Raw genomic sequence first — 25,837 nt, forward strand, 5'->3', positions numbered from 1 at the left:
GTGATTTTAAAAAAAAGAAAAAATTAAAGTTTGAAGCATTGATTTTTATATTTTTAGAATAAAAAATCGCTTTATATGTTTAAAAGCATCCTAAATCTATTCTTCCCAAAAAGCTGCTCAGCCTGTGATGCTATTTTACTCTCCAACGAAAAAGTAATTTGCAGCATTTGCCGGCACCATATTCCGCTTACCAATCATCATTTATTAACAGAAAACGAAGCTTTTAAAAAATTTTATGGTCGAATTTCTGTCGAATACGCTTCAGCATTTCTTTATTTTCATAAAAAGGGAATTGTGCAAAAACTAATTCACAATTTAAAATACAAAGGTCACGAAGAAATAGGAACACTTCTGGGCGAATGGTACACCGAAGATTTAAAAGAAACTATTTCGTCTCTAAAAGCCGATGAAATAATTCCGGTTCCGTTACATCCAAAAAAGTTTAAAGAAAGAGGCTATAATCAGGTAACTACTTTTGGAAAATCACTTGCCGAAAAACTGGAACTCAATTATAATGAGACCATTTTATTTCGAAAAGTATATTCAAAAACCCAATCCAAGAAAAATCTATTAGGCAGAACCGAGGGAATTGAAACTGTTTTCGATGTTCATTTCAGTGAAAAAGACCACAATAAACATTTTGTCATTATTGACGATGTAATCACAACTGGTGCCACACTCGAAGCCTGCGGTCGTGCCTTATTGAAAATTCCCGGAGCTAAAATCAGCATTATTTGTATGGCAATGGCACAATCTTAAGTCATTAAAAAATAACAAAAAACCACATTATCCAATTTATTTAACGAACAAGTATTTCCAATTCCAAACTTAAATGTTTAATTTTGGATAAATTTTTTATAAATCCTTAAATAAAATATCATGGCTTTTGAATTACCGCAATTACCTTATGCGTATGACGCACTAGAACCACATATTGATGCACGTACAATGGAAATTCACCATACAAAGCATCATAATGCTTATACTACTAACCTTAACGCTGCCATTGCCGGTACCGATATGGAAGGTAAAACAATTGAAAACATCCTGATTAACCTTGATATGGCAAATGCTGCTGTACGTAACAATGGTGGAGGTTTTTACAACCACAATCTTTTTTGGACTGTAATGTCTCCTAACGGTGGCGGACAACCAACTGGAGATTTATTAGCCGCTATCGAAGCTGCTTTTGGATCATTCGAAGAATTCAAAGCTAAATTTGCCAAAGCTGGAGCAACACAATTTGGTTCAGGATGGGCTTGGTTATGTGTTCAAAAAGGTGGAAAATTAGATGTTTGCGGAACTCCAAACCAAGACAACCCATTAATGCCAGGTGTTGGATGCGGTGGAACTCCAATCTTAGGAATGGACGTTTGGGAGCACGCTTACTACTTAAACTACCAAAACAGAAGACCTGATTATATCGAAGCTTTCTTCAATGTAATTAACTGGACTGAAGTAGCTAAAAGATTTGCTTTAGAAAAATAGTCTGAAGAAAATAGAATAAAGATTATAGGAAATAGACGAACAAACTCAAGGTTTGTTCGTCTATTTTTTTGTTCTTATCCTAAGTTAATTTTTTTTTTAAAACTTTATTCTAATAAAAAAGACGAACAAATTATATAATTTGTTCGTCTTTCCTCTTTATTCTATTTTCTATTCTGACTTTATTCCAATAAAAAAGGTGGAATTGCTTCCACCTTTTTTGCCCCAAATCTACCATAAACTTAACCTACTAATATTATGGTATATCAAATTTATGGCGATAATATATTGTACACAAACATTCAGGACAAACAACCTAAAAAACCGATAAATAACTCAATTTATCGATTAGTAAGCTCTTGCATCCTTACCTTCGTAAAAATTCATAAAAGCACGGTTTACAACCCTGTTTCCACCAGCTGTAGGATAATCTCCCGTAAAGTACCAATCTCCTAAATTCTTAGGACAGGCAATGTGTAAATTCTCTACCGTTTGGAATATAATTTTAACCTCTGCTTTAATTGAAGACGAACTCAACATCTCGGCAATTTTATCTGAAATCTCCTGATCTGTGAATGGATCATAAATAGCGGTAACATAATTCACCACATCGGTATCTTTATAATTCTCCTGCGCCTTACATTTAGCATATACCTCGTCAACAATATGATATAGATTTCTTTCTTTCAAAAGTTCAAGAGCCGCTCTAAAAGCAACCAAACCTTCTAATTTAGCCATATCAATTCCGTAACAATCCGGATAACGAATTTGTGGTGCCGAAGAAACAATCACTATTCGTTTTGGATTCAAACGATCCATCATCTTAATGATACTCTTTTTAAGAGTCGTACCTCTCACGATACTATCATCAATAATAACCAAATTATCCGTTGGTTTAATCACTCCGTAAGTCACATCGTAAACGTGAGCTACTAAATCATCACGACTATCATCAGCCGTAATAAAGGTTCTTAACTTAGCATCTTTAATAGCTACTTTTTCAGTTCTAATTTTTACCGCTAACAACTCCTGTAAAGTTTCGGCAGTTAAAGTATTTCTATTAGCTAAAATATAATTATTCTTTCTTTGATTTAAGAAATCCTGAGCTGCTTCAACTAATCCGTAAAAAGAAGTTTCAGCAGTATTAGGAATATAAGAGAACACCGTATTATCAGTATCCTGATCAATAGAATCAAGAACTGCAGGCAAAATTAATTTTCCTAAATTCTTTCTTTCCTGATAAATTTCGGCATCACTTCCTCTTGAGAAATAAATTCGCTCGAAAGAACAAGCCTTTTTAACTGTTGGAGTTAAAATCTCTTTCATAGAAACCAATCCGCTTTTCTTAATAATCAAAGCACTTCCCGGATCAATTTCATTTACTTTATCAAATGGCACATTGAAAACAGTTTGAATAACCGGTCTTTCCGAAGCTACAACTACAACTTCATCATCCTGATAGTAATAAGCCGGACGAATTCCTGCCGGATCTCTAAAAACAAAAGCGTCTCCGTGTCCTAAAAGTCCTGCCATTGCATAACCTCCATCTAAATTCTTAGATGCTCTGGTTAAAATTCTGGCAATATCTAATCTTTCGGCAATTACAGGCGAAGCCTCACGCTTATTATAACCTTCGTTCTTACATTCCTGATACAAATCAGTCACAGCATTATCAAGGAAATGTCCAATTTTTTCCATTACTGTAACGGTATCTGCCATTTCTTTTGGATGCTGACCTAAATCAATAAGATTTTGAAAAAGCTCTTTAACATTAGTCATATTAAAGTTTCCTGCCAAAATCAAATTTCTATGCATCCAGTTATTTTGACGCAAGAAAGGATGCACACTCTCGATACTGTTTTTTCCAAAAGTACCATAACGAACGTGTCCTAAAAACAATTCTCCTATATAAGGAATGTTTGCTTTTTGTGCCGCCACATCATCCGCATACTCAGGATGCGAAGTCATCTCCTCATTAATTCGCTCATTAATTTGAGCAAAAACATCCTGAATAGGTTGCGCCTGATTAGAACGTACTCGACTAATATATCGTTCACCAGGTTCAACATCTAGTTTTATACTTGCAAAACCGGCACCATCCTGACCACGATTGTGCTGTTTCTCCATCATTAGATACATTTTTTGTATCCCGTAAAAAGCAGAACCGTACTTCTCTTTGTAAAATTCAAGCGGTTTCAGTAGTCTAACTAAAGCTATTCCACATTCATGTTTTAAAGCATCGCTCATTGTAGTTGTATTTGTGTTGTTGTGTTATTCTGTTTTATAAAACTTTATTTATAAAGTTTACTCTGTTGTTTTAGAATTACAAAATTCTATTTTTTCTGCCTTTATATACATTAATCTAAATTAAGAAATCCACTTAGTATTTAGATATTGAACAAAAAAAGCCTCGTTTCCGAGGCTTCAAAGCATTATAATTCTATATCAAATTGTGTCAATGACTTAAATTGTTTTAATCGAGATACAACCTCTTGTTTATCCAAACTCACCATTCGTTCAGTTCCAAACTTCTCCACACAAAAAGAAGCTAAATTAGAACCATATATAATTGCGTTTTTCATGTTCTCAAAAGAGACATTCTCACTCTGGGCAATAAATCCTGCAAAACCTCCTGCAAAAGTATCTCCTGCTCCTGTTGGATCAAAAACCTCTTCTAAAGGTAATGCCGGCGCAAAGAAAACCTGGTTTCCATGGAACAACAAAGCTCCATGTTCTCCTTTTTTAATCACCACAAATTCAGGTCCCATGGCCTGAATTTTGGCAGCAGCTTTCACTAATGAGTATTCTCCCGAAAGCTGTCTTGCTTCTTCATCATTAATTGTAATTACGTCTACACGCTTAATTACATCTAATAATTCAGGCAAAGCACAATCCATCCAAAAATTCATGGTATCTAAAACCACTAATTTAGGCTTGGATTCTAACTGATCTAAAACACTGCTTTGCACTAGCGGATGCAAGTTTCCTAACATCACTACATCGGCATTTTTATAATTTTCAGGGACTTTTGGCTGAAAATCCGCCAAAACATTTAATTGAGTATCCAATGTATCTCTCGAATTCAAATCGTTATGGTAACGACCGCTCCAAAAGAAAGTTTTCCCTCCTTTTACCACTTCAAGGCCAGAAATATCGATATTTCTTTCTGTTAATAAATCTAAATATTCTTGAGGAAAATCGTCTCCTACTACAGAGACAATAGCTGATTGTAAGTTAAAAAAAGCTGCTGAAAGTCCAATATAAGTTCCCGCTCCACCTAAAATTTTATCGGTCTTTCCGAAAGGGGTTTCAATTGCGTCGAAAGCAACTGTTCCAACAATCAATAATTTATTCATTTTATGAATTTCAAATTAAAGATGCAAAGATAGTTCATAAGTTCCATAGTTGCAAAAGTTAAAAGCTGCAAAATTATCATAAAATTTCACCCTCTTCATTCTCATAAAAAGCATCTACAGACAAGGATTTTTGATTCGATGCAAACACTGCCAATTCATCGCAACGCTCGTTTTGAGGATGACTATTATGTCCTTTTATCCATCTGAAATCAACCTGGTGTTTTCGATAGACTTTCAAAAAACGCTGCCACAAATCGGCATTTTTTCTGGCTGCAAACCCTTTTTTTTCCCAACCTAAAACCCATTTTTTCACAACAGAATCCACCACATATTTAGAATCAGAAACCACCAGAACCTTCATATTAGGATTTTTTAGTTTCTCAAGACCTACAATTACCGCCAATAATTCCATTCTATTATTAGTAGTATGACGGAAACCTTCATAAAATTCTTTTTTATGTGGTGTCCCCACCAACTCCATAACCACACCATAACCACCAGGTCCTGGATTTCCTTTTGCCGCCCCGTCTGTATATATATGTACTTGATAATCCAAATTTATAATTTAGCCGTTAACACATCTTCAACCACTCCCGGAAAATATCTTTGCTCTAATTCGTGGATTTTTTCAGCAACTACTTCTGGAGTATCTGTTCCTAAAACCGTTACTTGTTTTTGAAAAATAATAGCTCCTTCATCATAATTCTCATTTACATAATGAATGGTTATCCCCGATTCTTTTTCTTTATTCTCCACAACAGCTCTATGCACATGCATACCATACATCCCTTTTCCACCATATTTTGGCAACAACGCAGGATGTATATTTATTATTTTATCAGGATAGGCAGTAATAAGAGCATCGGGAAATTTTAATAAAAATCCGGCCAGAACGATCAAATCCGGCTGTATTGCATTTATTTTTTGCACCAAATTATCCTCATACAGCTCCGATTTTGTAAAAACTTCAACAGGAACCGCATGATTTTTAGCTCTGTCAATCACCTTTGCTTTTGCGTTATTTGTAAAAACACTTACTACAGCACCTACAGATCCACCTTTAAAGTGCTGTATAATATTCTCAGCATTTGTACCCGATCCCGAAGCAAAAACAACAATTTTTTTCATAATTCATCTCATTTAAGTCACACAAAAAAAAGAATAAAAAACGAAATTAAATAGCATTAAGAAGTCTTTGTTCAAAATTATTTTTTACTTTAGACGTTACATTTATCAACTAAATGATTGTTTTAAAATAAAGTTTTTTATTTTTGCCACAAATTAAATTCTAAAATTAAAGATTATGTCAGACATTGCATCAAGAGTAAAAGCGATTATCGTAGACAAATTAGGCGTTGACGAAAACGAAGTTGTAACAGAAGCAAGCTTCACTAATGATTTAGGAGCTGACTCATTAGACACTGTTGAGCTTATTATGGAGTTCGAAAAAGAATTTGACATTCAAATTCCAGACGATCAAGCTGAAAACATTGCTACTGTTGGTCAAGCTATTTCTTACATCGAAGAAGCTAAAAAATAATACACTCGCACCCGGTTATAATTTCAATAATCGGGTGTTATTATTTTTTTAAAATTAAAAGTCCGATTGAATTTCAATCAATTACACATAATGTAACACCCATGGCTCTTAGGTGCTAAAACACAAAAGAAAGCGTGGGTTTTGCTTGTTTAAAGATAACAAAATACAGAATATATGGTATTAAGACGAGTTGTTGTAACAGGTTTAGGTGCCCTTACTCCTATTGGAAACAATATAGAAGAGTATTGGAATGGTCTAATTAACGGAGTTAGTGGGGCTGCACCAATAACTTATTTTGATGCTTCAAAATTTAGAACTCAATTTGCTTGCGAACTTAAAAACTTCAATGTTGAAGAATTTATAGATCGAAAAGAAGCCAGAAAAATGGATCGTTATGCTCAATATGCCATGGTCTCTTCTGAAGAAGCAATGAACGATGCTAATTTTGATTTAGAAAAAATAGACAAAGATCGCGCAGGAGTAATCTGGGGTTCAGGAATTGGAGGTTTAGAAACTTTCCAAATCGAAGTCTTAAATTTTGCTGCTGGTGACGGATCACCTCGATTCAATCCATTTTTTATCCCAAAAATGATTGGTGATATTGCTTGTGGACACATTTCAATCAAATACGGTTTTAGAGGACCTAACTTCGGAACTGTTTCTGCTTGTGCTTCTTCTACAAACGCTATTATTGATGCATTCAACTACATTAGATTAGGTCATGCCGATGTAATGGTAACCGGAGGCTCAGAAGCCGCTGTAACCATTGCAGGTATGGGAGGATTTAATGCTATGCATGCTTTATCTACAAGAAACGATGATCCAAAAACCGCTTCAAGACCAATGGACAAAGACAGAGATGGATTTGTACTTGGAGAAGGGGCAGGAGCAATCATCCTTGAAGAATACGAACACGCCGTAGCACGTGGCGCTAAAATCTATTGCGAAATAGGTGGTGGTGGTATGTCGGCAGATGCGCATCATATTACAGCTCCACATCCTGAAGGATTAGGCGCCAGAAATGTAATGCTAAACTGTTTAAGAGACGCTGGTTTAAAACCAACTGATGTTGACGGAGTAAACATGCACGGAACTTCTACTCCTCTTGGAGACATGGCCGAAAGCAAAGCAATCGAACAAGTTTTTGGAGAACATGCTTATACCATGAATTTGAATTCAACAAAATCCATGACAGGTCACTTATTAGGAGCTGCCGGAGCAATTGAAACAATTTCTGCTATTCTTTCTATAAAACACGGAATAGTTCCTCCTACAATTAATCATTTTACAGATGATGAAAAAATTGACTCTAAGTTAAACTTCACTTTCAACACGGCTCAAAAAAGAGAAATGAATGTTGTTATGAGTAATACTTTTGGTTTTGGGGGTCATAATGCTTGTGTATTAGTAAAAAAATTAGGATTCTAATTTGATACTATGAGTATATTCAAAAAAATATTCAAGAAATCCCGTTCTCAAGAAGACGGGATTTTTTTTGATGCTATCCAAAAAATTCTTGGCTTCCCACCAAATGAACTGAATCATTACCACAAAGCCTTTACCCACCGCTCCTCCGGAAAACTGGATTCCACCGGTAACCCAATAAGTTATGAGCGTTTAGAATTTTTGGGAGACGCTATGCTAAGCTCCGTTATCGCAGCACATTTATTTAACGAAGCACCTTATGGAGACGAGGGCTACCTTACTAAAATGCGCTCTAAAATTGTGAGTCGGGAACACCTAAATGAGTTAGGAAAAGACCTCGACTTAATTCGTTTTGTCGAAAGCAAAGTTCCGGTACAACATTTTGGCGAAAACATACACGGAAACATTTTCGAATCGCTCATCGGAGCTATTTATCTTGACAAAGGCTATCCTTTTTGCGAAAAATTTATCCAACAAAGAGTAATTATTCCCTATGTTGATATTTCCAGACTCGAAGGAAAAGTAATAAGCTATAAGAGTTTGATTATCGAATGGTGTCAAAAAGAAAAAAGACATTTTCACTATGACATTTTTGAGGATAATGCCATCGATGGACAACGCCTTTTTGGAGTAAAATTAAGCATTGACGAAAAAGTAATTGCAAAAGCAAGAGCAACTTCTAAAAAGAAAGCCGAAGAAAAAGCATCTCAACGCGCCTATTTTGCATTTCAGGAAAAAATGAACAAAAAATAACAGTAATTTCCTCAAAGCTATAACGTTTTCGTTTTAAATTTAACGAAATCATTATATTTTCAACACTTAAACTTCGATAGAAATAGTATATTTACACCTTTATTTTTAATGAAGATGGCTGTTCATAAATTAAGTCTTGACGAATTTGACGAGATTGATTACAATCTTATTGCAATTCATACTTCTTTAGAAGATTACCGATTGGCATATTTTATCAATCAAAAACTTCCTATAAATCTAGCAAAGAGTGCTGATGAAGTTCAAATAAATATCAAAGAAGGAGAAACAAAATTTTCGAGATTTTATTATTATGACGAAGAAAATACAGTAGCCTGGAATTTAGTTCAGAACAAAAACGAGGTTGTTCAGGAACAAAATAATCAAATCCAGAACTTATTTTCGAGTTCGACCGAGAGCATTTCGACAAAAGTATATCTATTGCCTGAATTTAAAAAAGCGGATTATTTTTTAAAAATAGACAATACCGATGACAGCATTGATATCAATCAAATAAAAACAATATTAAACACTATAGACAACATAACGACAGTTTATACTGTTGATACAGAACAAATAAAATCTAAAAACAATCTAATTTTTTAATGCAAATGATTACAACAAACAAGAAAACTAAAATTGTGGCTACCCTTGGGCCTGCTTGCAGCACAAGAGAAATCATAAAGGACATGGTTGAAGCTGGTGTAAATGTATTCAGAATTAACTTCTCTCATGCTGATTATACTGATGTAGAAAACAGAATAAAAATCATCCGTGAGCTTAACGAAGAATTCGGTTACACTACAGCCATATTAGCAGACTTACAAGGACCTAAACTACGTGTTGGGGTAATGAATGACGGTGTTGTTGTTAACGATGGTGATTTAATCACATTTACTACAGCCGAAGACATCATTGGAACTGCTGAAAGAGTTTTCATGAAATACCAGAACTTTCCTAACGATGTAAATCCTGGCGAAAGAATCTTGTTAGATGACGGAAAATTAATTTTCGAAATTGTATCTACTGATAAAAAATCAGAAGTGGTTGCAAGAGTAGTTCAGGGTGGTGAATTAAAATCTAAAAAAGGAGTTAACCTTCCTAATACTAAAATCTCTCTTCCGGCTTTGACTGAAAAAGATATTGCTGACGCTATTTTTGCTATTGGGCAAAAAGTAGATTGGATTGCACTTTCTTTCGTAAAAACACCTCAGGACTTAAAAGACCTTCAGGACTTAATTGCAGAGCACGCTGAAAACAAAATTCCAATTGTTGCTAAAATCGAAATGCCTGAAGCATTAGAAAACATGGATAAAATTGTAGCTTATTGCGATGCTTTAATGGTTGCTCGTGGAGACCTTGGAGTTGAACTTCCTGCTCACGAAGTACCATTAGTACAAAAAGACTTGATTCGCAGAGCTAAAACTGCCCGTATCCCGGTAATTGTAGCTACACAAATGATGGAAACAATGATCACTAGCTTAACTCCAACCAGAGCCGAAGTAAATGACGTAGCTAACTCTGTTATGGATGGTGCTGATGCGGTAATGCTTTCAGGAGAAACTGCTGCCGGAAATTACCCGGTACAGGTAATTCAAAAAATGACTCAAATTTGTGAGGCTGTTGAAAATTCTGAATTAATTCAGGTACCACAAAACACACCACAAATTAAAACCAATCGTTTTATTACTAAAACAATTTGCCGTCAGGCAGCTGAAATGTCTAACACTATTCAGGCAAAAGCAATTTCTACTATGACTAATAGTGGTTATACTGCTTTCCAATTATCTGCCTGGAGACCTAAAACATCTGAAATTTTAGTGTTCACTTCTAACAAAAGAATCCTTACGCAATTGAGTTTGTTATGGGGAGTTAGAACTTATTTCTACGACAAAGAAGAAAGTACTGACACTACAGTTACTGACATCAACAAAATTGCTAAAGAAAAAGGACATGTTGGAGCCGGTGATTACATCATCAACTTAGCTTCTATGCCTATTTCCGAAAAAGGAATGGTAAATACTATGAGAGTTTCTGAAATTAGCTAAACCTCTTTTATCAAATACATTCAAAAGCAAATACACCTTTTGAAGAAATAACAAAAATGACCGATTTTGAAATTCAATTTCGGTCATTTTTTTGTTTTATGACTGTCAGATAAGCTGACTAAAGACAAAAAAACAGCAACGAATTCCACGGAATAACACAAATTGGGATGTCATAATATTCCACGAATCTGCCAAAGGCAGATAAGAAATTGGTGAAATTTATTTTAAAATCAGTAATATTTGTACTAATTAGTGTAATTCGTGGCAAAAATAAAACTCGTGCATTTGCCTAATTATTGGTGTAAGAAACGGATAATCATATTTTATTTTTAAAATAGCTAATAGCGGTGCAATTTGACAAAAGAACTCGATCATTGAGTTGCGACTAAGTTATACGAAATCAATTATTTACAAATTAATGTTTTGAATTTCTATTTTTTGTAACTTGTACAATATAACCTAATACTCAAAAATCATGAAAAAGTCTCAACTACTTATCTTTGGTACTGTATTATTAACAACATTAATTATTTCCTGCAATCAAAAGCGAAATAATCTGGTAAACACATGGAAAATTACCGAGGTAGAAGCCAAAACACCTCATGTTGATTCTGTAAAAAGTGACATTCTAAGCAATGGAACTTTGACTTTTACTAAGGACGGACATGTTAACGGATACATAGAAACTGAAATTAATGATGGCACCTATGCCCTAACCAAAAAAGGCAAAAATCTTGTAATCAAGGATGAAAACGGTACACCTTACCCTTTTGAAAGCACCATTACTGATGACAAAGTGATATTAGACAGTGAGGATATGAAAATTACACTGACAAGAAATTAAAAAACACAAACACTATTTCAATAATCTTCAACAAAACTGTTTCATTTTCACAATACTGTTTTTGTGAAAATGAAACAGTTTTATTTTAAACAATGCTGTACCGTAAAAAAAGAGCAGACTGTTACCCCAAAAGTCAAATAATTATGTGGAGATTTGCATTCTGAGATAATTGAGGCAAAATGACACAAATAAGTATATTAGGTTGCGGATGGCTGGGGCTTCCTTTGGCGAAAGCCTTATTAAAAGAAGGTTTTTCTATCAAAGGTTCGACCACATCAGCAGAAAAACTGGAAACATTAGAAAATACAGGAATCCAGAGCTTTTTATTGGCTTTAGATGCTAATACTGTTCCTGAGGTATTTGCTGATTTTTTAGCCGGAAGCAAAACCCTGATTATTGCGATTCCGCCTAAATTAAGAGGAAAAAACAAGGATTACACTGATGCTCAGAATAATTCTTTTGTCAAAAAAATTGAAAACCTGCTTCCTTTTATCCAAAATTCAACCGTAGAAAATGTGTTGTTTATCAGTTCGACTGCAGTTTATGGCGAGGCAAACGATGTAGTTGACGAAAACAGCCTTCCCTTTCCTGTTACCGAAAGCGGCAAACAATTACTGGAAATTGAAGAATTATTATTGGCCAACAGTCATTTTAAAACTACAATTTTGCGTTTTGGCGGATTAATTGGCGAAGACCGAAACCCTGCCCGATTCCTGGCCGGAAAAGAAAATGTTCCCAATCCCGAAGCTCCGATTAATTTAATTGATCTGGAAGATTGCATTGGTATTATTCTAAAAATTATCGGAACAAACTGCTGGAATACCACATTAAATGCTGTGACGCCTTTTCATCCCAGCAGAGAAGCTTATTACACTCAAAAAGCACTGGAAGAAAACCTGATTCCACCCACATTTAATCACGAGAATCCTTCGATAGGAAAAACCATTTTGAGTGATTATTTGATTGAAAAACTAAACTATACTTTTACTAAAAACCCTTTATAAAGGTGATTCATAAAATAAAAAACAGCTTTTCGACTAAAATCAATGCCATTGGACTACCCATTCTGGCACTGATTTGGGTTGGCTTTTTTTGGGGAACCACCTGGATTGCTTCTAAAGAAGGTGTACGCTATATTCCGGGAATTCAAATGGCTGCCATTAGACAATTTATTGCCGGATTACTCTATATCCTTTTTTTCTTAGTGACTAAAGCACCCTGGCCCAAAGGCAAACAATGGAAAACCATTGTTATTCTTGCCGTATTGAATTTCACACTGAGTAATGGCTTGAGTACTGCCGGTGTAAAATATATCAGTAGCGGACTGGGGGCAATTATAGCTGCCATTTTCCCTATTTGGGTGGTGCTAATTTCTTTTTTTAGAGGAGAACGAATTGCTAAATTAGCCGTAACAGGCACTCTCATTAGTTTTATAGGTATTTGTGTCATATTCTATGAACATCTGGGAGATTTTCTCATTCCTGATTTCAGACTGGGAATCATATTATCGGTTATTGCTACAATTACCTGGGCCTTTGGCACCTTATATACCCGAAAAAAAGCCGCTTCTTTCAATCCATATTTTAGTCTTGGACTACAGATGTTTATTTCAGGTATCCTTTTATTTGCCTACAATGGTGCTACCGGAATTTCAGTCAACCTGAGCGAAATCCCAATTAATACCTGGTATGCCATTGCTTACTTAGTAATTGTGGGTTCATTAATCACTTTTACTATTTTTATCTATTCGTTACAAAATTTGCCACCCGAAGTAAGCAGTCTTTATGCGTATATGAATCCTGTAGTTGCAGTTCTTTTAGGCTCGGTTATTTTTGACGAAACTCTAAGTATTTCAATTGCATTGGGCGGAATTGTTACTCTTTTTGGTTTGTATCTCGTAAATCAATCTTTAAGGAGAAGCCGTAAAAAAACAAACATTTTAATTAAATAAAGAGCTTCCTGATTTCCAATACAGTTTTTGTATTTTTGCAAAAAAAATTCATGAAATCTGTTTTATATAAATACCGCACTTTCATTGGTATCTTTCTTGTTTTTTCGGCAATTACACTTAGTCTTTTTTACAATGCGCTAAAACCTCAAAAAACACTTCCCATATACAATCCTGCCGATGTCAATCCGGAACTGGTGGACAGTACGGTACAATATGTGAGCAAATACCACACAATTGCCGATTTTTCGTTTACAAATCAAAACGGAAAAACTATTACCCAAAAGGATTACGAAGGAAAAATTTATGTGGCTGATTTCTTTTTCACGACCTGTGGAACTATTTGCCCAAAAATGACCACTAATCTAGCCGAAGTTCAAAAAGCAATTAGCAATAATCCAAAGGTCATGTTGTTATCGCATACGGTTTTCCCTGAAGTCGATAGTGTGGCTGTACTGAAAACGTATGCTTTAGATCATGGTGTTGACGACCGAAAATGGAACCTGGTTACAGGAGACAAAAAAGAAATTTATAAAATGGCTCGAAAATCTTATTTAGCCGTAAAAATGGGAAAACCAAGCGAATTATACGATATGGTTCATACCGAAAATTTTGTATTAGTAGATACTAAAAGAAGGGTTCGCGGATTTTATGACGGCACTAAGAAAGAAGATATTCAGAAATTAATTGAAGATATTCAATTTTTAAGCTCCGAAAAAGAAGCCAATTAAAACCGTTCTTTATATTTTAATTAACGCTATTTGAAACATAAAACGCTGCAATTAGTATTCGATTTTACAATATAATACGTATTTTTACAATCTTAATTCAATCTAAATAAGACTTTGCGTACCACTATACATTCTTTACGAAAAAACGAAAAAGCAATTATCAAAGATTTTGATATCGACATTATTCCATTAAAGTTACTTGAAATGGGTTGCTTGCCGGGAAATACGGTCGAATTACTTCAAATAGCTCCTTTTGGAGATCCATTGTACTTAGACATAAATGGTTCTCATCTGGCTATTCGTCTGGAAACTGCCAAAGAAATTGAAGTAGAACTCATCAAAAATGCGCTTTAATGATTCATCAAAATATTAACGTAGCTTTAATTGGAAATCCTAATGTAGGTAAGACTTCTGTTTTTAATCAATTGACAGGTTTAAACCAACAAGTAGGGAATTATCCGGGGATTACGGTAGAGAAAAAAATGGGTTTCTGCAAATTGCCTCATAACATCAAAGCCAATATTCTGGACTTGCCGGGAACGTATAGTTTAAACGCCAGTTCTATTGATGAAAATGTGGTTATAGAATTGCTTTTAAATAAAAACGATAAGTTATATCCCGATGTAGCATTAGTGGTTACTGATGTTGAAAATCTAAAAAGAAACTTACTGCTTTTTACTCAAATTAAAGACCTTGAAATTCCAACTATCTTAGTCATCAACATGGCCGATAGAATGGCCGACAAAGGTATTTCGCTTGATATTCCGTTTCTGGAGGAACAATTAAAAACCAAAATTGCTTTAATCAGTTCGAGAAAATCTCAGGGAATTGAGGAACTTAAAGATCTTATTGTAACCTACAAATCAATTTCGACTGAACCTTGTTTAAATGCTTCAGTCATTGACAAAGAGTATTTTAATAATTTACAAAAAGCCTTTCCTGACTTATTGTTGTACAAACTTTGGTTAGTAATTACTCAGGATGTCAACTTCTTAAATCTGGAACGAAAAGAAATCCAGGGCTCATTTACTAAATCACACAGCGAATTAAAGCGTTTGCAACAACAGGAAACTATCAAACGTTATCAATTTATAAATGATGTTTTAAAACAAGGTTTAACTATAGACAGTAGTATTGCAAAAGATTTCCGCTCTAAACTAGACCGTGTTTTAACCCATAAATTTTGGGGATATATTATTTTCTTTGCTATCCTATTTGTGATATTCCAATCTATTTTTGACTGGTCATCGATTCCAATGGATTTTATCGACAGTACTTTTGCCACTTTGAGCACTATGGCTGCCGAGGAACTTCCTTCGGGTATTTTGACCGACTTAATTTCGCAAGGAATCATTCCGGGAATTGGAGGAATCCTTATTTTTATTCCGCAAATTGCCTTTTTGTTCCTGTTCATTTCCATACTTGAAGAAAGTGGCTATATGAGTCGCGTGGTTTTTATTATGGACAAAATTATGCGCCGTTTTGGACTATCAGGAAAAAGTGTAGTGCCGCTAATTTCAGGAACTGCCTGTGCCATTCCGGCTATTATGGCCACCCGAAATATCGAAAGCTGGAAAGAACGTCTAATAACAATTTTAGTAACGCCCTTTACCACTTGCTCAGCAAGGCTGCCTGTTTACGCCATCATTATTGCATTGGTAATTCCTAATCATCGTGTACTGGGATTTTTAAACCTTCAGGGACTGGCATTAATGTTATTGTATCTTTTAGGTTTTGGAATGGCAATATTTTCTGCTTATGTCCTCAATAAAGTCATGAAAATAAGTGGTAAAACTTTTTTTGTGGTCGAAATGCCTAATTATAAATTGCCTTTGTTTAAAAATGTAGCCATCAATGTAATTGAAAAAACCAAGGCCTTTATCTCAGGAGCTGGGAAAATAATCCTGGCCATTTCAATTATTTTGTGGTTTCTAGCCTCTTACGGCCCCGGAAAAGATTTTAACGAAGCCGAAACAATTGTAAAAGAAAGAACAGCCAAAAATCCTTTGAACGAAGTCGATTTTGAAAACGCAGTTGCCTCACAAAAACTGGAGAATTCATACATAGGAATTATGGGTAAAACCATTGAACCTGTCATTTCTCCGCTAGGATACGATTGGAAAATTGGTATTGCTATCATTAGTTCATTTGCTGCCAGAGAAGTATTTGTAGGTACTCTGGCAACTATTTACAGCGTAGGCGGAACTGACAATGAAACAACCATCAAAAACAAAATGGCTACTGAAATTCATCCTGAAACAGGAACTAAAATATTCAATTTTGCCTCAGGAATTTCTCTGTTATTATTCTATGCTTTTGCTTTACAATGTGCCAGTACACTTGCCATCACTAAAAAGGAAACCAACAGTTGGAAATGGCCTCTGGGACAATTAGTTTTCATGAGTAGTTTTGCCTACCTGACAGCCTTAGTAGCTTACCAAATTCTAAAATAAACAATATGTTCCAGGAAATCATTGCCTTTTTAATCTTAGGAATTGCAGTTGCTTATCTTTTTCAAAAGTTCTTTTTAAAGAAGAAAAAAAAGGATAAAAATTGCGGGGGCGATGATTGTGGTTGTCACTAAAAATGATTTAACTGAAAATAGTATAAACTTTTTTAAACCATAGCGAATGAAGAAAATTAAAATTCTACTTTCTTTATTCGCTTAATGGTTCATTTTTTTTTTAAATACTAGCTCAACTTCACAAAAAGATTAGTTGCTATTTTATTGGAAACATTCAGAAGATTTTCATTGACTTTTATTCGAAGCGAAAGATCAAAATTCTCTTTACCTAAAATTTCAATTGTAGAACCTAAGGCAATTCCTTGTTTATCAAGGTACTTTAAAAACTCCGAAGAAGTATCTTTTACGCCTACACAAATTCCTTTTTGACCTTCAATTAAATCCGAAAGCAATTGTTTATCAATTTTAGGAAGCAATCCCTGCGCATTCGGAATAGGATCTCCGTGCGGATCTTCGGTAGGATTTCCTAAAAAATCATCCAGCTTATTGATGAGCTTTTCCGATTTAATGTGTTCCAATTGCTCGGCTATGTCATGCACCTCGTCCCAGGAAAAAGCTAATTTTTCGACCAGAAAAACTTCCCATAAACGGTGTTTTCTAACAATCATTTTAGCTTCTAATTTCCCCTTATCGGTTAAAGTAACCCCTTGGTACTTTTTATAATTCACCAAATCTTTTTCGGCTAATTTCTTAAGCATATCCGTCACCGAAGACGCTTTGGTTTCCATCACTTCGGCAATAGCATTCGTGCTTACTCCCGAGCTGGAAACTACGGTAAGATGATATATCGCTTTAAGGTAATTTTCTTCTGAAAAAGTCATTTGATTGCAGATTTTAGATTGCAGATTTTAGATTGCAGATTTTAGATTGCAGATTTTAGATTGCAGATTTTTTAAAAACCATCATCAAAAATCTTAATACTCTTTTTAATTTTTTACAATCAACAAAGGTATCGAAATTTTATGACGCAACTTATCGACCGTCGTACCAAAAACTAAATCTTTAAAGCCGGTATGACCATGAGTTCCCATCACTAAAATATCAAATCCTGCTTTGTTAACAATTTCAGGAATCACTTTATTGGGCTTTCCAAATCCCAATTCGGTTATTACGTTGAATCCTTTTTGCGAAAGCATTTCTTTGTACTCCAACAATAACTTCTCGTCGATTAAAGTTTCATGATCGTCAATATTTTCGCCATAAACCATGGCTCCAACCGTTTCTACCACGTGAATTAGCGTATATTGAGCATCCATTCCGCCCAATTCAAAAGCACTGTTGAGTGCAATTTCATCAGCAGAAGAAAAATCGACTGAAACCGCAATATTCTTTTTAGTATAACTTTCTGATTTTGAAAAATGCAGTTTCAAATGGTGTGGCGAATGATTTTGAATATCCTGTTTTGCCTTAGTAATAAACGGCTTAAAGACAATAAAAAGTAGTAATCCTAAGAAAAAAAACGCCAACGGAACAACGGTAAGCCAAAGTACAATTGGGTTTTCTGACACTTCAAGCCAGCCCGTAATTTCATTGTAAACTAATTTGGCGTTCAATGAAACAATAATCGAAGCGATAATCCAGGCAGCAATTTGAGTGGTTTTAGAAACGTGAAATCCTTTCATTTTTGATTTATCACTCACAAAATGAATTAACGGAATAATAGCAAAACCCAGTTGTAAGCTCAAAATCACCTGACTTAAAATCAATAACTTTCCGGTGACACTTTCACCATAAATCAAAATCACAATAACAGCAGGAACAATGGCAATTAATCGGGTTAATATGCGTCGAACCCAAGGTTGAATGCGTAAATTCAAATAACCTTCCATTACAATTTGCCCGGCTAAAGTTCCTGTTATTGTCGAACTTTGTCCCGCTGCAATTAAGGCAACCGCAAATAAAATAGGCGCCCATTTGGTTCCTAAAAGTGTTTCTAAAAATCGATGTGCATCCTGAATTTCGGCAACTTCATACATCCCATTTCTGTAAAATGTGGCTGCCGCCAAAATTAAAATTGCCGCATTAACTAGGAAAGCCAAATTCAAAGCAATAGTCGAATCGATGAAATTGTATTTCAATGCCTGCTTAATTCCTGCCGAACTTCTTTCAAAATTTCTGGTTTGTACCAATGAGGAATGCAGATACAAATTATGCGGCATAACCGTTGCTCCAATAATCCCGATAGCAATATACAAAGCCGCTTCACTAGGTATCGAAGGAACCAAACCATACACTACTTTATCCAGTTCAGGCTGGGCAAAAATCATTTCGAAAACAAAAGAAAAACCAATAATAGCGACCAATACAATAATAAAAGCTTCCATCTTTCGGATGCCTTTATTGATTAAAAAAAGCAGTAAAAATGTATCTAAAACTGTGATTAAAACACCTTCGATTAGCGGAATATCAAACAATAAATTAATTCCGATTGCCATCCCTAATACTTCTGCAAGATCACAGGCAGCAATGGCGATTTCGGCTAAAAAATAGAGAATATAATTCACGGGCTTGGAGTAAGTTTCCCTCGAAGCCTGTGCCAAATCACGTTGGGTTACAATTCCGAGTCTTGCGCTTAAACTTTGCAAAAGCAAAGCCATTAAATTACTCATCAATAAAACCCAAAGCAGTGAATAGCCAAACTGGCTTCCTCCGGCAATATCAGTTGCCCAGTTTCCCGGATCCATATACCCTACACTTACCAAATAAGCAGGGCCAAAAAAAGCAAGTATCTTTCTAAAAACGGATTTTTTATTCTGTGTTGAAACGGATTGATGAACTTCTTCTAGTGATTTTCCCATTGTACTTTAACTAATTAAGGCAAATATATAGAAAAATCACATTAATCAAATCTTTTTTTTAGCCAAGCCTAAATTTAAAACAAAATCAAATGGCTACCGAACACAAGCAACATAGATTTTTTTAATTGCAAAAACAAAATGCAACAATGTTGCATTTAAAAACAAACATCATATATTTGCAACATAATTGCATTAAGAAAAAAATACTATGATAGAACAAACCCATTTTGAAGTGATTATTATAGGCGGTAGTTACAGCGGTCTTTCAGCAGCTATGAGTTTAGGCCGTTCCTTGCGACAGGTTTTGGTTATAGATAGTGGTTTAGCTTGCAACAGGCAAACGCCACATTCGCATAATTTCATCACACAAGATGGTGAAACACCAGCTGCCATTACGGCGAAAGCCAAAAAACAAGTGCAACAGTATAAAACAATTCAATTTTATAATGGACTGGCGATAGGAATTGAGAAAACCGATAATGGATTTGAAATCACCACAGAATCAGCCAAGGTTTTTACTTCTAAAAAAGTATTGTTTGCAACTGGAATTAAAGATTTACTTCCGCAAATTGATGGTTTTGCTAGTTGTTGGGGAATTTCTATCCTGCATTGCCCGTATTGTCATGGCTATGAAGTGAAGAATGAAAAAACAGCTGTTGTTGCAAATGGTGATATGGGTTTTGAATATGTAAAAATGATTAGCAACTGGACCAAAAATTTAAAATTGTGTACCAATGGAAAATCAGCTTTAACCCCAGAACAAACCAAAATTTTAGACAAACATAAGATTGAAATTATTGAAAACGAAATTCAATCTTTCGAACACGAAAATGGAAATATCCAACAAATAGTTTTCAAAAATGGAGAAAAAACAGCTGTAAAAGCCATTTATCATAGACCCGCTTTTGAACAGCATTGTCCTTTACCAGAAATGGTAGGTTGCGAATTGAACGAACAAGGTTTGCTAAAAACAGATGCTTTTCAGAGAACCACTGTTCCGGGAATCTATGCAAGCGGAGATAATCACAATCCAGCCAGATCAGTGGCTATGGCGGTTTATACTGGTTCCTTTGCAGGTGCTATAATCAACCGAGAGCTTATTGAAGAAGATTTTATTTAAGAAAATTAGATACAATCCGGACACAAACCCGAGAGCGTAAAATTAACTTCCTTAACCAAATAATTTTCAGGAAGTTTAAAAGTGGGCTCAACCGAATCCAAACAAGTTACCAAATGGCATTTTTCGCAACTAAAATGCACGTGATTATGCGTGTGTTGATGATTGTCATGGTTATGATGACAGACAGCGTATTTTATTGTTCCGTCGGGAGTGGCAATTTTATGAATCACATCTTCCGATACCAAACGGTCCAGAATTCTGTAAATAGTTACTCTGTCGCACAATTCCTGATTCAGTTTTTGAATTTCAGCGTGCGATAAAGCTACTTCTGAATTTTTTATCAATTCTAAAATAGCCGATTTAGCTATGGTATTTCGGGTGTTTTTCATTTTCTAAAAATAAAACGCAACATTGTTGCATTTAAAAATAAGATCTTTATATTTGCAACATAATTGCATTAAGCAAAGATACAAGAAAAGACAATAATACATGGATTGTCTTTTTTAAAGTTTAGCAAAAATATCCGGTTTCGGGAATGAAAAAAAAATTTATCATAATCAATGTGCTTCTGTCTATGGCAGTATTGTTTTCAATACTGTTCCAGTCGGTACATGCTTATGGTCATCATTCTGAACAAATTGTAGCAAAACATTCGCATCAGCATTCTAAAAACAAAACGGATATCAATAACAATCACAGCGTTTCTGAAAAATGTTTCAGTTGTGATTTTAGTTTTAGCTCATTTACTACCACTGATTTTTATGTATTTCCTTTCTATAAAAACAAGCTAGTAAAGGCTTCTATTTCATTCTTTACTCCACAATCTTCCTCTTTTTTTAAAGTCAGTCTTTTCTCGCTTCGGGGACCTCCCATGTTTTAAAATAACTAAAGAACAAATCATTTTACATCTAAAATGATACACTTTCATGTATTTTAAAATAAAGTAATGTCGAAGAAGATTCACGTTTTTTTCTGGCTTATTCTGTTTGGCAATAACATTTATTCGCAAAACACAATAAGTGGAAAAATAACATGCCAGGAGCCTATTAGCTTCTCGGGCATCCATATTCATATTGGTCAAAAAATTAGTAGTAGTGATGCTGCAGGGAATTATAGTGTCAATAACTTGCCTAATGGCGCCACAAAATTTTTTATTTCACATCTTGGATACCAATCCATAGATACCGTTATTGACTTAAAAAGCAGTTTGAAAATCGATTTTAAACTGAAGCTGAACACCACCAAACTGCATGAAGTAGTGATTCAGCAAAAGAACAATAACAGTACTAAATCAGTCGCTGAACAGCAAATCAAATTAGCAACGATTGAAAAATACAGCAATCAAACATTAGGCGATGTATTGAAAGAAGTAGCTGGGATTTCGAGTCTAAAAACGGGAAATACCGTTGTAAAACCGATTATAAATGGATTGTACGGAAGCAGAGTTCCTGTGATTAACAACAATGTAAAACTGGAAGACCAACAATGGGGAACAGAACATGCTCCCAATTTTGATGTGAATGCTGCCAGCAAAATCACGGTTATAAAAGGTGCTTCGGGATTGCAATACGGTGGCGATGCGATTGGTGGTTTGGTGATTATTGAACCTCTAAGCGTGAAAAAAGATACACTTTTTGGCAAAACAATTTTAAATTATGATTCTAATGGAAAAGGCGGTTCGGTAAGTTCCAGTATTCATAAAGGAAATGATTTAGGCTGGAGTTGGAATGCTTTGACCACTCTCAAATACATGGGCGACAAGCAAGCCGCAGATTATGTTTTATCGAATACAGGAAATCGGGAAGCTAATTTTTCGGGAAATATAAAATACAGTGCAAAAAAATACAATGCGACTGCTTTTTACAGCTATTACAAATCCATAATTGGAATTCTGAGTGCTTCGCATACTGGAAATGTGAACGATTTGTACCAATCGATTAACAATAAATTGCCGTCAGTTATAAATGATTTTACGTATAACATCAAAAATCCCAAACAAGATGTCGAACATCAAATTACCAAATTCAATTTCAATTATTACTTCAATGAATCGGCTTTTGTATCATTTCAATATGCTTTCCAATTTAATAAAAGATTAGAATATGATGTGCGAAGAGGCGATTATAAAAATACTGCTGCTTTAGATTTAGATTTAAAAACTCATTCATTAAACATTGATTTCAAAAAATCAGGGCACGACTGGAATTTCAAATCGGGACTGAGTGCAGCAATGCAAAACAATTATGCGAATCCGGCAACAGGAATTCGCCCGTTGATTCCTAATTATGACAAAATTGATTTTGGCGCTTACGGAATTGCGAGCTACAATTTTACAGACAGTTTTTCTGTCGATGGTGGATTGCGATATGATTTTTCGAAAATTGATGCGACCAAATATTACCAAAAATCAAGATGGGATGAACGAGGCTTCAATGAGAAATTTTCAAAATTTATAGTTGGTGATTTTGGCACACAATGGCTTACCAAACCGAGTTTTACTTTTCATAATATTTCAGCTAGTGCTGGTTTTCATAAAAAACTGGAAAATAGTTGGGATATTTTTACTAATCTAAGTTTTGCATCCAGAAACCCCAATCCTTCCGAATTCTTTAGTGACGGATTGCATCATTCTACTGGCGTGATTGAGTTGGGCGATTTGAATCTGGACAAAGAACAATCGACTAAATTATCAATAACCCTCCAGAAAAAGTTCAATCAGTTTTCTTTCGAAATCAATCCTTACATCAATCACATTCAGGATTATATCTTTTTGAAACCTGTTGGTTTTGAAACTACCATTCGTGGTGCTTTCCCAGTTTGGGAATACCAGCAAACTAATGCACGACTTCTAGGAATCGATGTTCAAACGCATTGGGATATCACAAATCATTGGCAGCATTCATTTTCATTAGCATATGTAAACGGAAAAGATAGTAGCAAAAACGAGCCTTTAATTGATATGCCACCATTGAATTTGAACAACAAAATTCGTTTTTCTAAAAAAGAATGGAACCAGCTTATTCTGGAATTAAAAAGTGAGATTGTATTGCAACAAAACCAATATCCTGATAATAATTTTTATACAAACATTATCAAAGACAACGAATTTGAATCAGTTTTAGTTAATATCAGTACGCCTCCTCCAGCCTATCATTTGTTGCATTTTTATTCGGAGATGAAATTCAACACTTTCAAGAATACAAACACAACCGTAGCATTTTCTATTCAAAATATTTTCAATGTTTCCTATCGGGATTATTTAAACCGTCAACGCTTTTTTGCTGATGAAATCGGGCGAAGCTTTCAAATCCAACTCAAATTCAATTATTAAACTTTTATATCCCTTAATTTAAATTCAAACAAAATGAAAACAATTCAGAAATCAAAACAATTCAAATTTTACGCTCTTGCGCTTGTGGCTGCACTCACTTTTTCTTCTTGTAGCAATGACGATGACAATCCCGATCCGCCAGTGAATGAAGAAGAATTAATTACAACCGTTACGGCAATTTATACTCCAGTAGACGGCGGAACGGCTGTAACCTTACAATACAAAGATTTAGATGGCGAAGGCGCAAATCCACCAGTAATTACTGTTTCCAGTGCTTTCGAAAAAAACAAAACTTACAATGGAACGGTAACTTTTAAAAATGAATTGACAAATCCTGCCGAAGATATTACTCCTGAAATCCTTGAAGAAGGCGTAGATCATCAACTTTTTTATCAAAAAACAGGCACTTTAAATTCTTTTACATACGGAACAGCAAGCAGCAACTTCGATAAAAACGGAAAGCCAATTGGTTTGCAATCTGTTTTTGCAACTACCGGAACCGCTTCAGGAAATCTAACGATTACTTTAAGACATGAACCAAATAAATCAGGAGCAAATGTTGCCGCTGGCGACATTACTAATGCAGCTGGTTCAACCGATGCCGAAGTTTCTTTCTCAATTTCAGTTCAATAAAAAATCATAAATCACTAATTTAAATATCCCAATGAAAAACAAATTCAACAAACTGCTGTTTTTATTCGCCTTATCTGCTTTTGCCGTGTCTTGTAGCAATGACGACGACAATCACGATGACCATTCAGAGGAAACTGCTCAGGAATACAAATACTTGAGAGTATTAGTTTCTGACGAAAAAACCACAGAGCTTTCATTTATAAATCCAGTAGATGGAACAGCAACATTTTTTAATGCTAAATTTCCAAAATCGGCATTGTATACAACTGAATCCGGAAGATTCGCTGGAATTATCCACAGAGCAGACAACGCAGTGGAAACTTTCGACAGCGGATTTGAATTCCACGGCGACCATGTGGATACCAAAGGAACGCCTAAATTTGGAGCTTTAACCGGACAATCGCTTTCGCCTACGCACTTCAAAAGTAAATTAGGAGAATTACTAACTTTTAATGATGGCGACGGTACTTTATCTATTGGAAAAGAATCGGGAATTCATACTATTGGAGCTAAATTCAGAACGGTTAATGCCGGACTTTTGGCACATCACGGAGCCATGGCCAGTTTTAAAAATGGAACTTACGCTATTACTGAAAAAGACAATTCTGTTACAGGAACACTTCCTGAAAAAGTAAAAATTATTGACAATACAGGAAAAACATTGTTTGATGCAAAATTAGTAACCAAAGGAATTCACGGAAATGCAACTGATGGAACTTATGCAGTTTTTGGTTCAGCAAGCGGAATTCTGGTTGTAGAAAGCAACGGCAACCAGAAATACATTGCACATCCTGCTGATTTTGGCACAGCTTGGTTTGGTAGTATTATAGAAACAGCTTATGCCGGAAAGTTTATAGGTTACACCGCTGCCAAAGGCGCTTATTTAATTGATGTAGTCAACAAAAGTGTTACTCCCATTTTTGAAAATACAAAAATCATGCAATGTAAAGTAAGCTACAATCATAAGAAACTAGGAATCTTATTGCATTCAGGTGAATTCAGATTATTTGATTTGAACAGTTTACAAGCCGAAAAAACAGCAAACATCATCGCTGCTACAGCTGAAAATTCAACCCAAAAACCACAGTTGGAATTAACTGAAAGATTTGCTTACATCACCTCACCAACAACTGGAGAATTGCTTCAAGCTAACCTTTCTACTTTGGCTGTTACGAAAATAAAAACATCGGCTACGCCTTACCGCATCACCATTTTTGGTCATGAAAATAGTGCCGGACATTAATCTCTTAAACGAAAAATAATTAAAAGGCATACAGCAATGTATGCCTTTTTTAGTACAACAA

General features: G+C 35.0%; 26 protein-coding genes. 19 read left to right on the forward strand and 7 right to left on the reverse strand.

Features of this window, described 5'->3' with window-relative positions; translation table 11 throughout:
* The first annotated feature begins 75 nt into the window (after nt 1-75).
* Complete coding sequence (locus tag FDM27_RS10680) at nt 76-759, forward strand: ComF family protein (RefSeq protein ID WP_140486362.1); 684 nt, start codon at nt 76-78, stop codon at nt 757-759.
* Nucleotides 760-879: 120 nt separating this feature from the next.
* Nucleotides 880-1,488: a superoxide dismutase gene (locus FDM27_RS10685; protein ID WP_071184189.1), complete on the forward strand. Its 609-nt coding sequence runs from the start codon at nt 880-882 to the stop codon at nt 1,486-1,488.
* A gap of 345 nt (nt 1,489-1,833) precedes the next feature.
* Here FDM27_RS10685 and FDM27_RS10690 read toward each other — a convergent pair whose 3' ends face one another.
* From FDM27_RS10690 to purN, 4 genes are all read right to left on the reverse strand, one after another.
* Complete coding sequence (locus tag FDM27_RS10690) at nt 1,834-3,732, reverse strand: amidophosphoribosyltransferase (RefSeq protein ID WP_140486364.1); 1,899 nt, start codon at nt 3,730-3,732, stop codon at nt 1,834-1,836.
* Between the two features lie 185 nt (nt 3,733-3,917).
* On the reverse strand, nt 3,918-4,841 hold the full coding sequence (locus tag FDM27_RS10695) for a PfkB family carbohydrate kinase (RefSeq protein ID WP_140486366.1): 924 nt from the start codon (nt 4,839-4,841) through the stop codon (nt 3,918-3,920).
* A gap of 76 nt (nt 4,842-4,917) precedes the next feature.
* On the reverse strand, nt 4,918-5,397 hold the full coding sequence (gene rnhA / locus FDM27_RS10700; RefSeq protein WP_140486368.1) for a ribonuclease HI: 480 nt from the start codon (nt 5,395-5,397) through the stop codon (nt 4,918-4,920).
* Between the two features lie 2 nt (nt 5,398-5,399).
* Complete coding sequence (gene purN, locus FDM27_RS10705; RefSeq protein ID WP_071184193.1) at nt 5,400-5,969, reverse strand: phosphoribosylglycinamide formyltransferase; 570 nt, start codon at nt 5,967-5,969, stop codon at nt 5,400-5,402.
* 175 nt (nt 5,970-6,144) lie between these two features.
* Between purN and FDM27_RS10710 the strand changes: the two genes are divergently transcribed.
* The 12 genes from FDM27_RS10710 (at nt 6,145) to FDM27_RS10765 (ending at nt 16,711) form a co-directional block, all read left to right on the forward strand.
* Complete coding sequence (locus FDM27_RS10710; RefSeq protein WP_007137004.1) at nt 6,145-6,381, forward strand: acyl carrier protein; 237 nt, start codon at nt 6,145-6,147, stop codon at nt 6,379-6,381.
* Between the two features lie 174 nt (nt 6,382-6,555).
* Nucleotides 6,556-7,809, forward strand: coding sequence for a beta-ketoacyl-ACP synthase II (fabF, locus tag FDM27_RS10715; protein ID WP_071184194.1), 1,254 nt, complete (start codon nt 6,556-6,558; stop codon nt 7,807-7,809).
* A 9-nt stretch (nt 7,810-7,818) separates the two neighbouring features.
* Nucleotides 7,819-8,559: a ribonuclease III family protein gene (locus FDM27_RS10720; protein ID WP_071184195.1), complete on the forward strand. Its 741-nt coding sequence runs from the start codon at nt 7,819-7,821 to the stop codon at nt 8,557-8,559.
* A 114-nt stretch (nt 8,560-8,673) separates the two neighbouring features.
* Complete coding sequence (locus FDM27_RS10725; protein ID WP_071184196.1) at nt 8,674-9,162, forward strand: IPExxxVDY family protein; 489 nt, start codon at nt 8,674-8,676, stop codon at nt 9,160-9,162.
* Between the two features lie 8 nt (nt 9,163-9,170).
* Complete coding sequence (gene pyk, locus FDM27_RS10730; protein WP_140486456.1) at nt 9,171-10,604, forward strand: pyruvate kinase; 1,434 nt, start codon at nt 9,171-9,173, stop codon at nt 10,602-10,604.
* A 475-nt stretch (nt 10,605-11,079) separates the two neighbouring features.
* Nucleotides 11,080-11,448, forward strand: a complete 369-nt coding sequence (locus tag FDM27_RS10735; RefSeq protein WP_071184197.1) for a hypothetical protein — start codon at nt 11,080-11,082, stop codon at nt 11,446-11,448.
* A gap of 179 nt (nt 11,449-11,627) precedes the next feature.
* Complete coding sequence (locus FDM27_RS10740) at nt 11,628-12,452, forward strand: NAD(P)H-binding protein (RefSeq protein WP_140486370.1); 825 nt, start codon at nt 11,628-11,630, stop codon at nt 12,450-12,452.
* A 2-nt stretch (nt 12,453-12,454) separates the two neighbouring features.
* A complete protein-coding gene (locus tag FDM27_RS10745) occupies nt 12,455-13,399 on the forward strand; it encodes a DMT family transporter (protein WP_140486372.1) in 945 nt (314 codons plus the stop codon).
* A 50-nt stretch (nt 13,400-13,449) separates the two neighbouring features.
* The gene (locus FDM27_RS10750) at nt 13,450-14,127 is read left to right on the forward strand and encodes an SCO family protein (protein ID WP_071184199.1); all 678 of its coding nucleotides are present in this window, start codon (nt 13,450-13,452) and stop codon (nt 14,125-14,127) included.
* Between the two features lie 114 nt (nt 14,128-14,241).
* Nucleotides 14,242-14,481, forward strand: a complete 240-nt coding sequence (locus FDM27_RS10755; RefSeq protein WP_071184200.1) for a ferrous iron transport protein A — start codon at nt 14,242-14,244, stop codon at nt 14,479-14,481.
* Entirely contained in the window at nt 14,481-16,580 is a 2,100-nt protein-coding gene (feoB, locus tag FDM27_RS10760; protein ID WP_140486374.1) for a ferrous iron transport protein B, read from the forward strand. The genes FDM27_RS10755 and feoB overlap by 1 nt, the downstream gene beginning before the upstream one ends.
* A gap of 5 nt (nt 16,581-16,585) precedes the next feature.
* The gene (locus FDM27_RS10765) at nt 16,586-16,711 is read left to right on the forward strand and encodes a FeoB-associated Cys-rich membrane protein (protein WP_140486376.1); all 126 of its coding nucleotides are present in this window, start codon (nt 16,586-16,588) and stop codon (nt 16,709-16,711) included.
* 107 nt (nt 16,712-16,818) lie between these two features.
* Here FDM27_RS10765 and FDM27_RS10770 read toward each other — a convergent pair whose 3' ends face one another.
* Both FDM27_RS10770 and FDM27_RS10775 read right to left on the reverse strand, forming a co-directional pair.
* Nucleotides 16,819-17,472, reverse strand: a complete 654-nt coding sequence (locus FDM27_RS10770; protein WP_140486378.1) for a metal-dependent transcriptional regulator — start codon at nt 17,470-17,472, stop codon at nt 16,819-16,821.
* A gap of 105 nt (nt 17,473-17,577) precedes the next feature.
* Nucleotides 17,578-19,449 (reverse strand): Nramp family divalent metal transporter, encoded by a 1,872-nt coding sequence (locus tag FDM27_RS10775; protein ID WP_140486380.1) that lies wholly within the window; start codon nt 19,447-19,449, stop codon nt 17,578-17,580.
* Nucleotides 19,450-19,657: 208 nt separating this feature from the next.
* On the opposite strand from FDM27_RS10775, the gene FDM27_RS10780 reads away from it, so the two are divergent.
* Entirely contained in the window at nt 19,658-20,569 is a 912-nt protein-coding gene (locus FDM27_RS10780) for an NAD(P)/FAD-dependent oxidoreductase (RefSeq protein WP_140486382.1), read from the forward strand.
* Nucleotides 20,570-20,574: 5 nt separating this feature from the next.
* Here FDM27_RS10780 and FDM27_RS10785 read toward each other — a convergent pair whose 3' ends face one another.
* Entirely contained in the window at nt 20,575-20,958 is a 384-nt protein-coding gene (locus FDM27_RS10785) for a Fur family transcriptional regulator (protein WP_140486384.1), read from the reverse strand.
* A gap of 146 nt (nt 20,959-21,104) precedes the next feature.
* Here FDM27_RS10785 and FDM27_RS10790 point away from each other — a divergent pair, with 146 nt between their 5' ends.
* The 4 genes from FDM27_RS10790 (at nt 21,105) to FDM27_RS10805 (ending at nt 25,776) form a co-directional block, all read left to right on the forward strand.
* Entirely contained in the window at nt 21,105-21,449 is a 345-nt protein-coding gene (locus FDM27_RS10790; RefSeq protein WP_140486386.1) for a hypothetical protein, read from the forward strand.
* A 66-nt stretch (nt 21,450-21,515) separates the two neighbouring features.
* The gene (locus FDM27_RS10795) at nt 21,516-23,900 is read left to right on the forward strand and encodes a TonB-dependent receptor domain-containing protein (RefSeq protein ID WP_140486388.1); all 2,385 of its coding nucleotides are present in this window, start codon (nt 21,516-21,518) and stop codon (nt 23,898-23,900) included.
* A 33-nt stretch (nt 23,901-23,933) separates the two neighbouring features.
* Complete coding sequence (locus FDM27_RS10800) at nt 23,934-24,533, forward strand: type 1 periplasmic binding fold superfamily protein (RefSeq protein WP_140486391.1); 600 nt, start codon at nt 23,934-23,936, stop codon at nt 24,531-24,533.
* A gap of 31 nt (nt 24,534-24,564) precedes the next feature.
* Entirely contained in the window at nt 24,565-25,776 is a 1,212-nt protein-coding gene (locus FDM27_RS10805) for a hypothetical protein (RefSeq protein WP_140486393.1), read from the forward strand.
* Nucleotides 25,777-25,837 lie beyond the last annotated feature (61 nt).

It is taken from the genome of Flavobacterium sp. GSA192 (assembly GCF_006386525.1).
GTDB classification, from domain to species: Bacteria; Bacteroidota; Bacteroidia; order Flavobacteriales; family Flavobacteriaceae; genus Flavobacterium; species Flavobacterium commune.

What these genes read in the sequence shown, in the direction of transcription:
- FDM27_RS10680 (WP_140486362.1), top strand. Translation starts at nt 76, where the DNA reads ATGTTTAAAAGCATCCTAAATCTATTCTTCCCAAAAAGCTGCTCAGCC.
- FDM27_RS10685 (WP_071184189.1), top strand. Translation starts at nt 880, where the DNA reads ATGGCTTTTGAATTACCGCAATTACCTTATGCGTATGACGCACTAGAA.
- FDM27_RS10690 (WP_140486364.1), bottom strand. Translation starts at nt 3,732, where the DNA reads ATGAGCGATGCTTTAAAACATGAATGTGGAATAGCTTTAGTTAGACTA.
- FDM27_RS10695 (WP_140486366.1), bottom strand. Translation starts at nt 4,841, where the DNA reads ATGAATAAATTATTGATTGTTGGAACAGTTGCTTTCGACGCAATTGAA.
- purN (WP_071184193.1), bottom strand. Translation starts at nt 5,969, where the DNA reads ATGAAAAAAATTGTTGTTTTTGCTTCGGGATCGGGTACAAATGCTGAG.
- FDM27_RS10710 (WP_007137004.1), top strand. Translation starts at nt 6,145, where the DNA reads ATGTCAGACATTGCATCAAGAGTAAAAGCGATTATCGTAGACAAATTA.
- fabF (WP_071184194.1), top strand. Translation starts at nt 6,556, where the DNA reads ATGGTATTAAGACGAGTTGTTGTAACAGGTTTAGGTGCCCTTACTCCT.
- FDM27_RS10720 (WP_071184195.1), top strand. Translation starts at nt 7,819, where the DNA reads ATGAGTATATTCAAAAAAATATTCAAGAAATCCCGTTCTCAAGAAGAC.
- FDM27_RS10725 (WP_071184196.1), top strand. Translation starts at nt 8,674, where the DNA reads ATGGCTGTTCATAAATTAAGTCTTGACGAATTTGACGAGATTGATTAC.
- FDM27_RS10735 (WP_071184197.1), top strand. Translation starts at nt 11,080, where the DNA reads ATGAAAAAGTCTCAACTACTTATCTTTGGTACTGTATTATTAACAACA.
- FDM27_RS10740 (WP_140486370.1), top strand. Translation starts at nt 11,628, where the DNA reads ATGACACAAATAAGTATATTAGGTTGCGGATGGCTGGGGCTTCCTTTG.
- FDM27_RS10750 (WP_071184199.1), top strand. Translation starts at nt 13,450, where the DNA reads ATGAAATCTGTTTTATATAAATACCGCACTTTCATTGGTATCTTTCTT.
- feoB (WP_140486374.1), top strand. Translation starts at nt 14,481, where the DNA reads ATGATTCATCAAAATATTAACGTAGCTTTAATTGGAAATCCTAATGTA.
- FDM27_RS10765 (WP_140486376.1), top strand. Translation starts at nt 16,586, where the DNA reads ATGTTCCAGGAAATCATTGCCTTTTTAATCTTAGGAATTGCAGTTGCT.
- FDM27_RS10770 (WP_140486378.1), bottom strand. Translation starts at nt 17,472, where the DNA reads ATGACTTTTTCAGAAGAAAATTACCTTAAAGCGATATATCATCTTACC.
- FDM27_RS10775 (WP_140486380.1), bottom strand. Translation starts at nt 19,449, where the DNA reads ATGGGAAAATCACTAGAAGAAGTTCATCAATCCGTTTCAACACAGAAT.
- FDM27_RS10780 (WP_140486382.1), top strand. Translation starts at nt 19,658, where the DNA reads ATGATAGAACAAACCCATTTTGAAGTGATTATTATAGGCGGTAGTTAC.
- FDM27_RS10785 (WP_140486384.1), bottom strand. Translation starts at nt 20,958, where the DNA reads ATGAAAAACACCCGAAATACCATAGCTAAATCGGCTATTTTAGAATTG.
- FDM27_RS10790 (WP_140486386.1), top strand. Translation starts at nt 21,105, where the DNA reads ATGAAAAAAAAATTTATCATAATCAATGTGCTTCTGTCTATGGCAGTA.
- FDM27_RS10795 (WP_140486388.1), top strand. Translation starts at nt 21,516, where the DNA reads ATGTCGAAGAAGATTCACGTTTTTTTCTGGCTTATTCTGTTTGGCAAT.
- FDM27_RS10800 (WP_140486391.1), top strand. Translation starts at nt 23,934, where the DNA reads ATGAAAACAATTCAGAAATCAAAACAATTCAAATTTTACGCTCTTGCG.
- FDM27_RS10805 (WP_140486393.1), top strand. Translation starts at nt 24,565, where the DNA reads ATGAAAAACAAATTCAACAAACTGCTGTTTTTATTCGCCTTATCTGCT.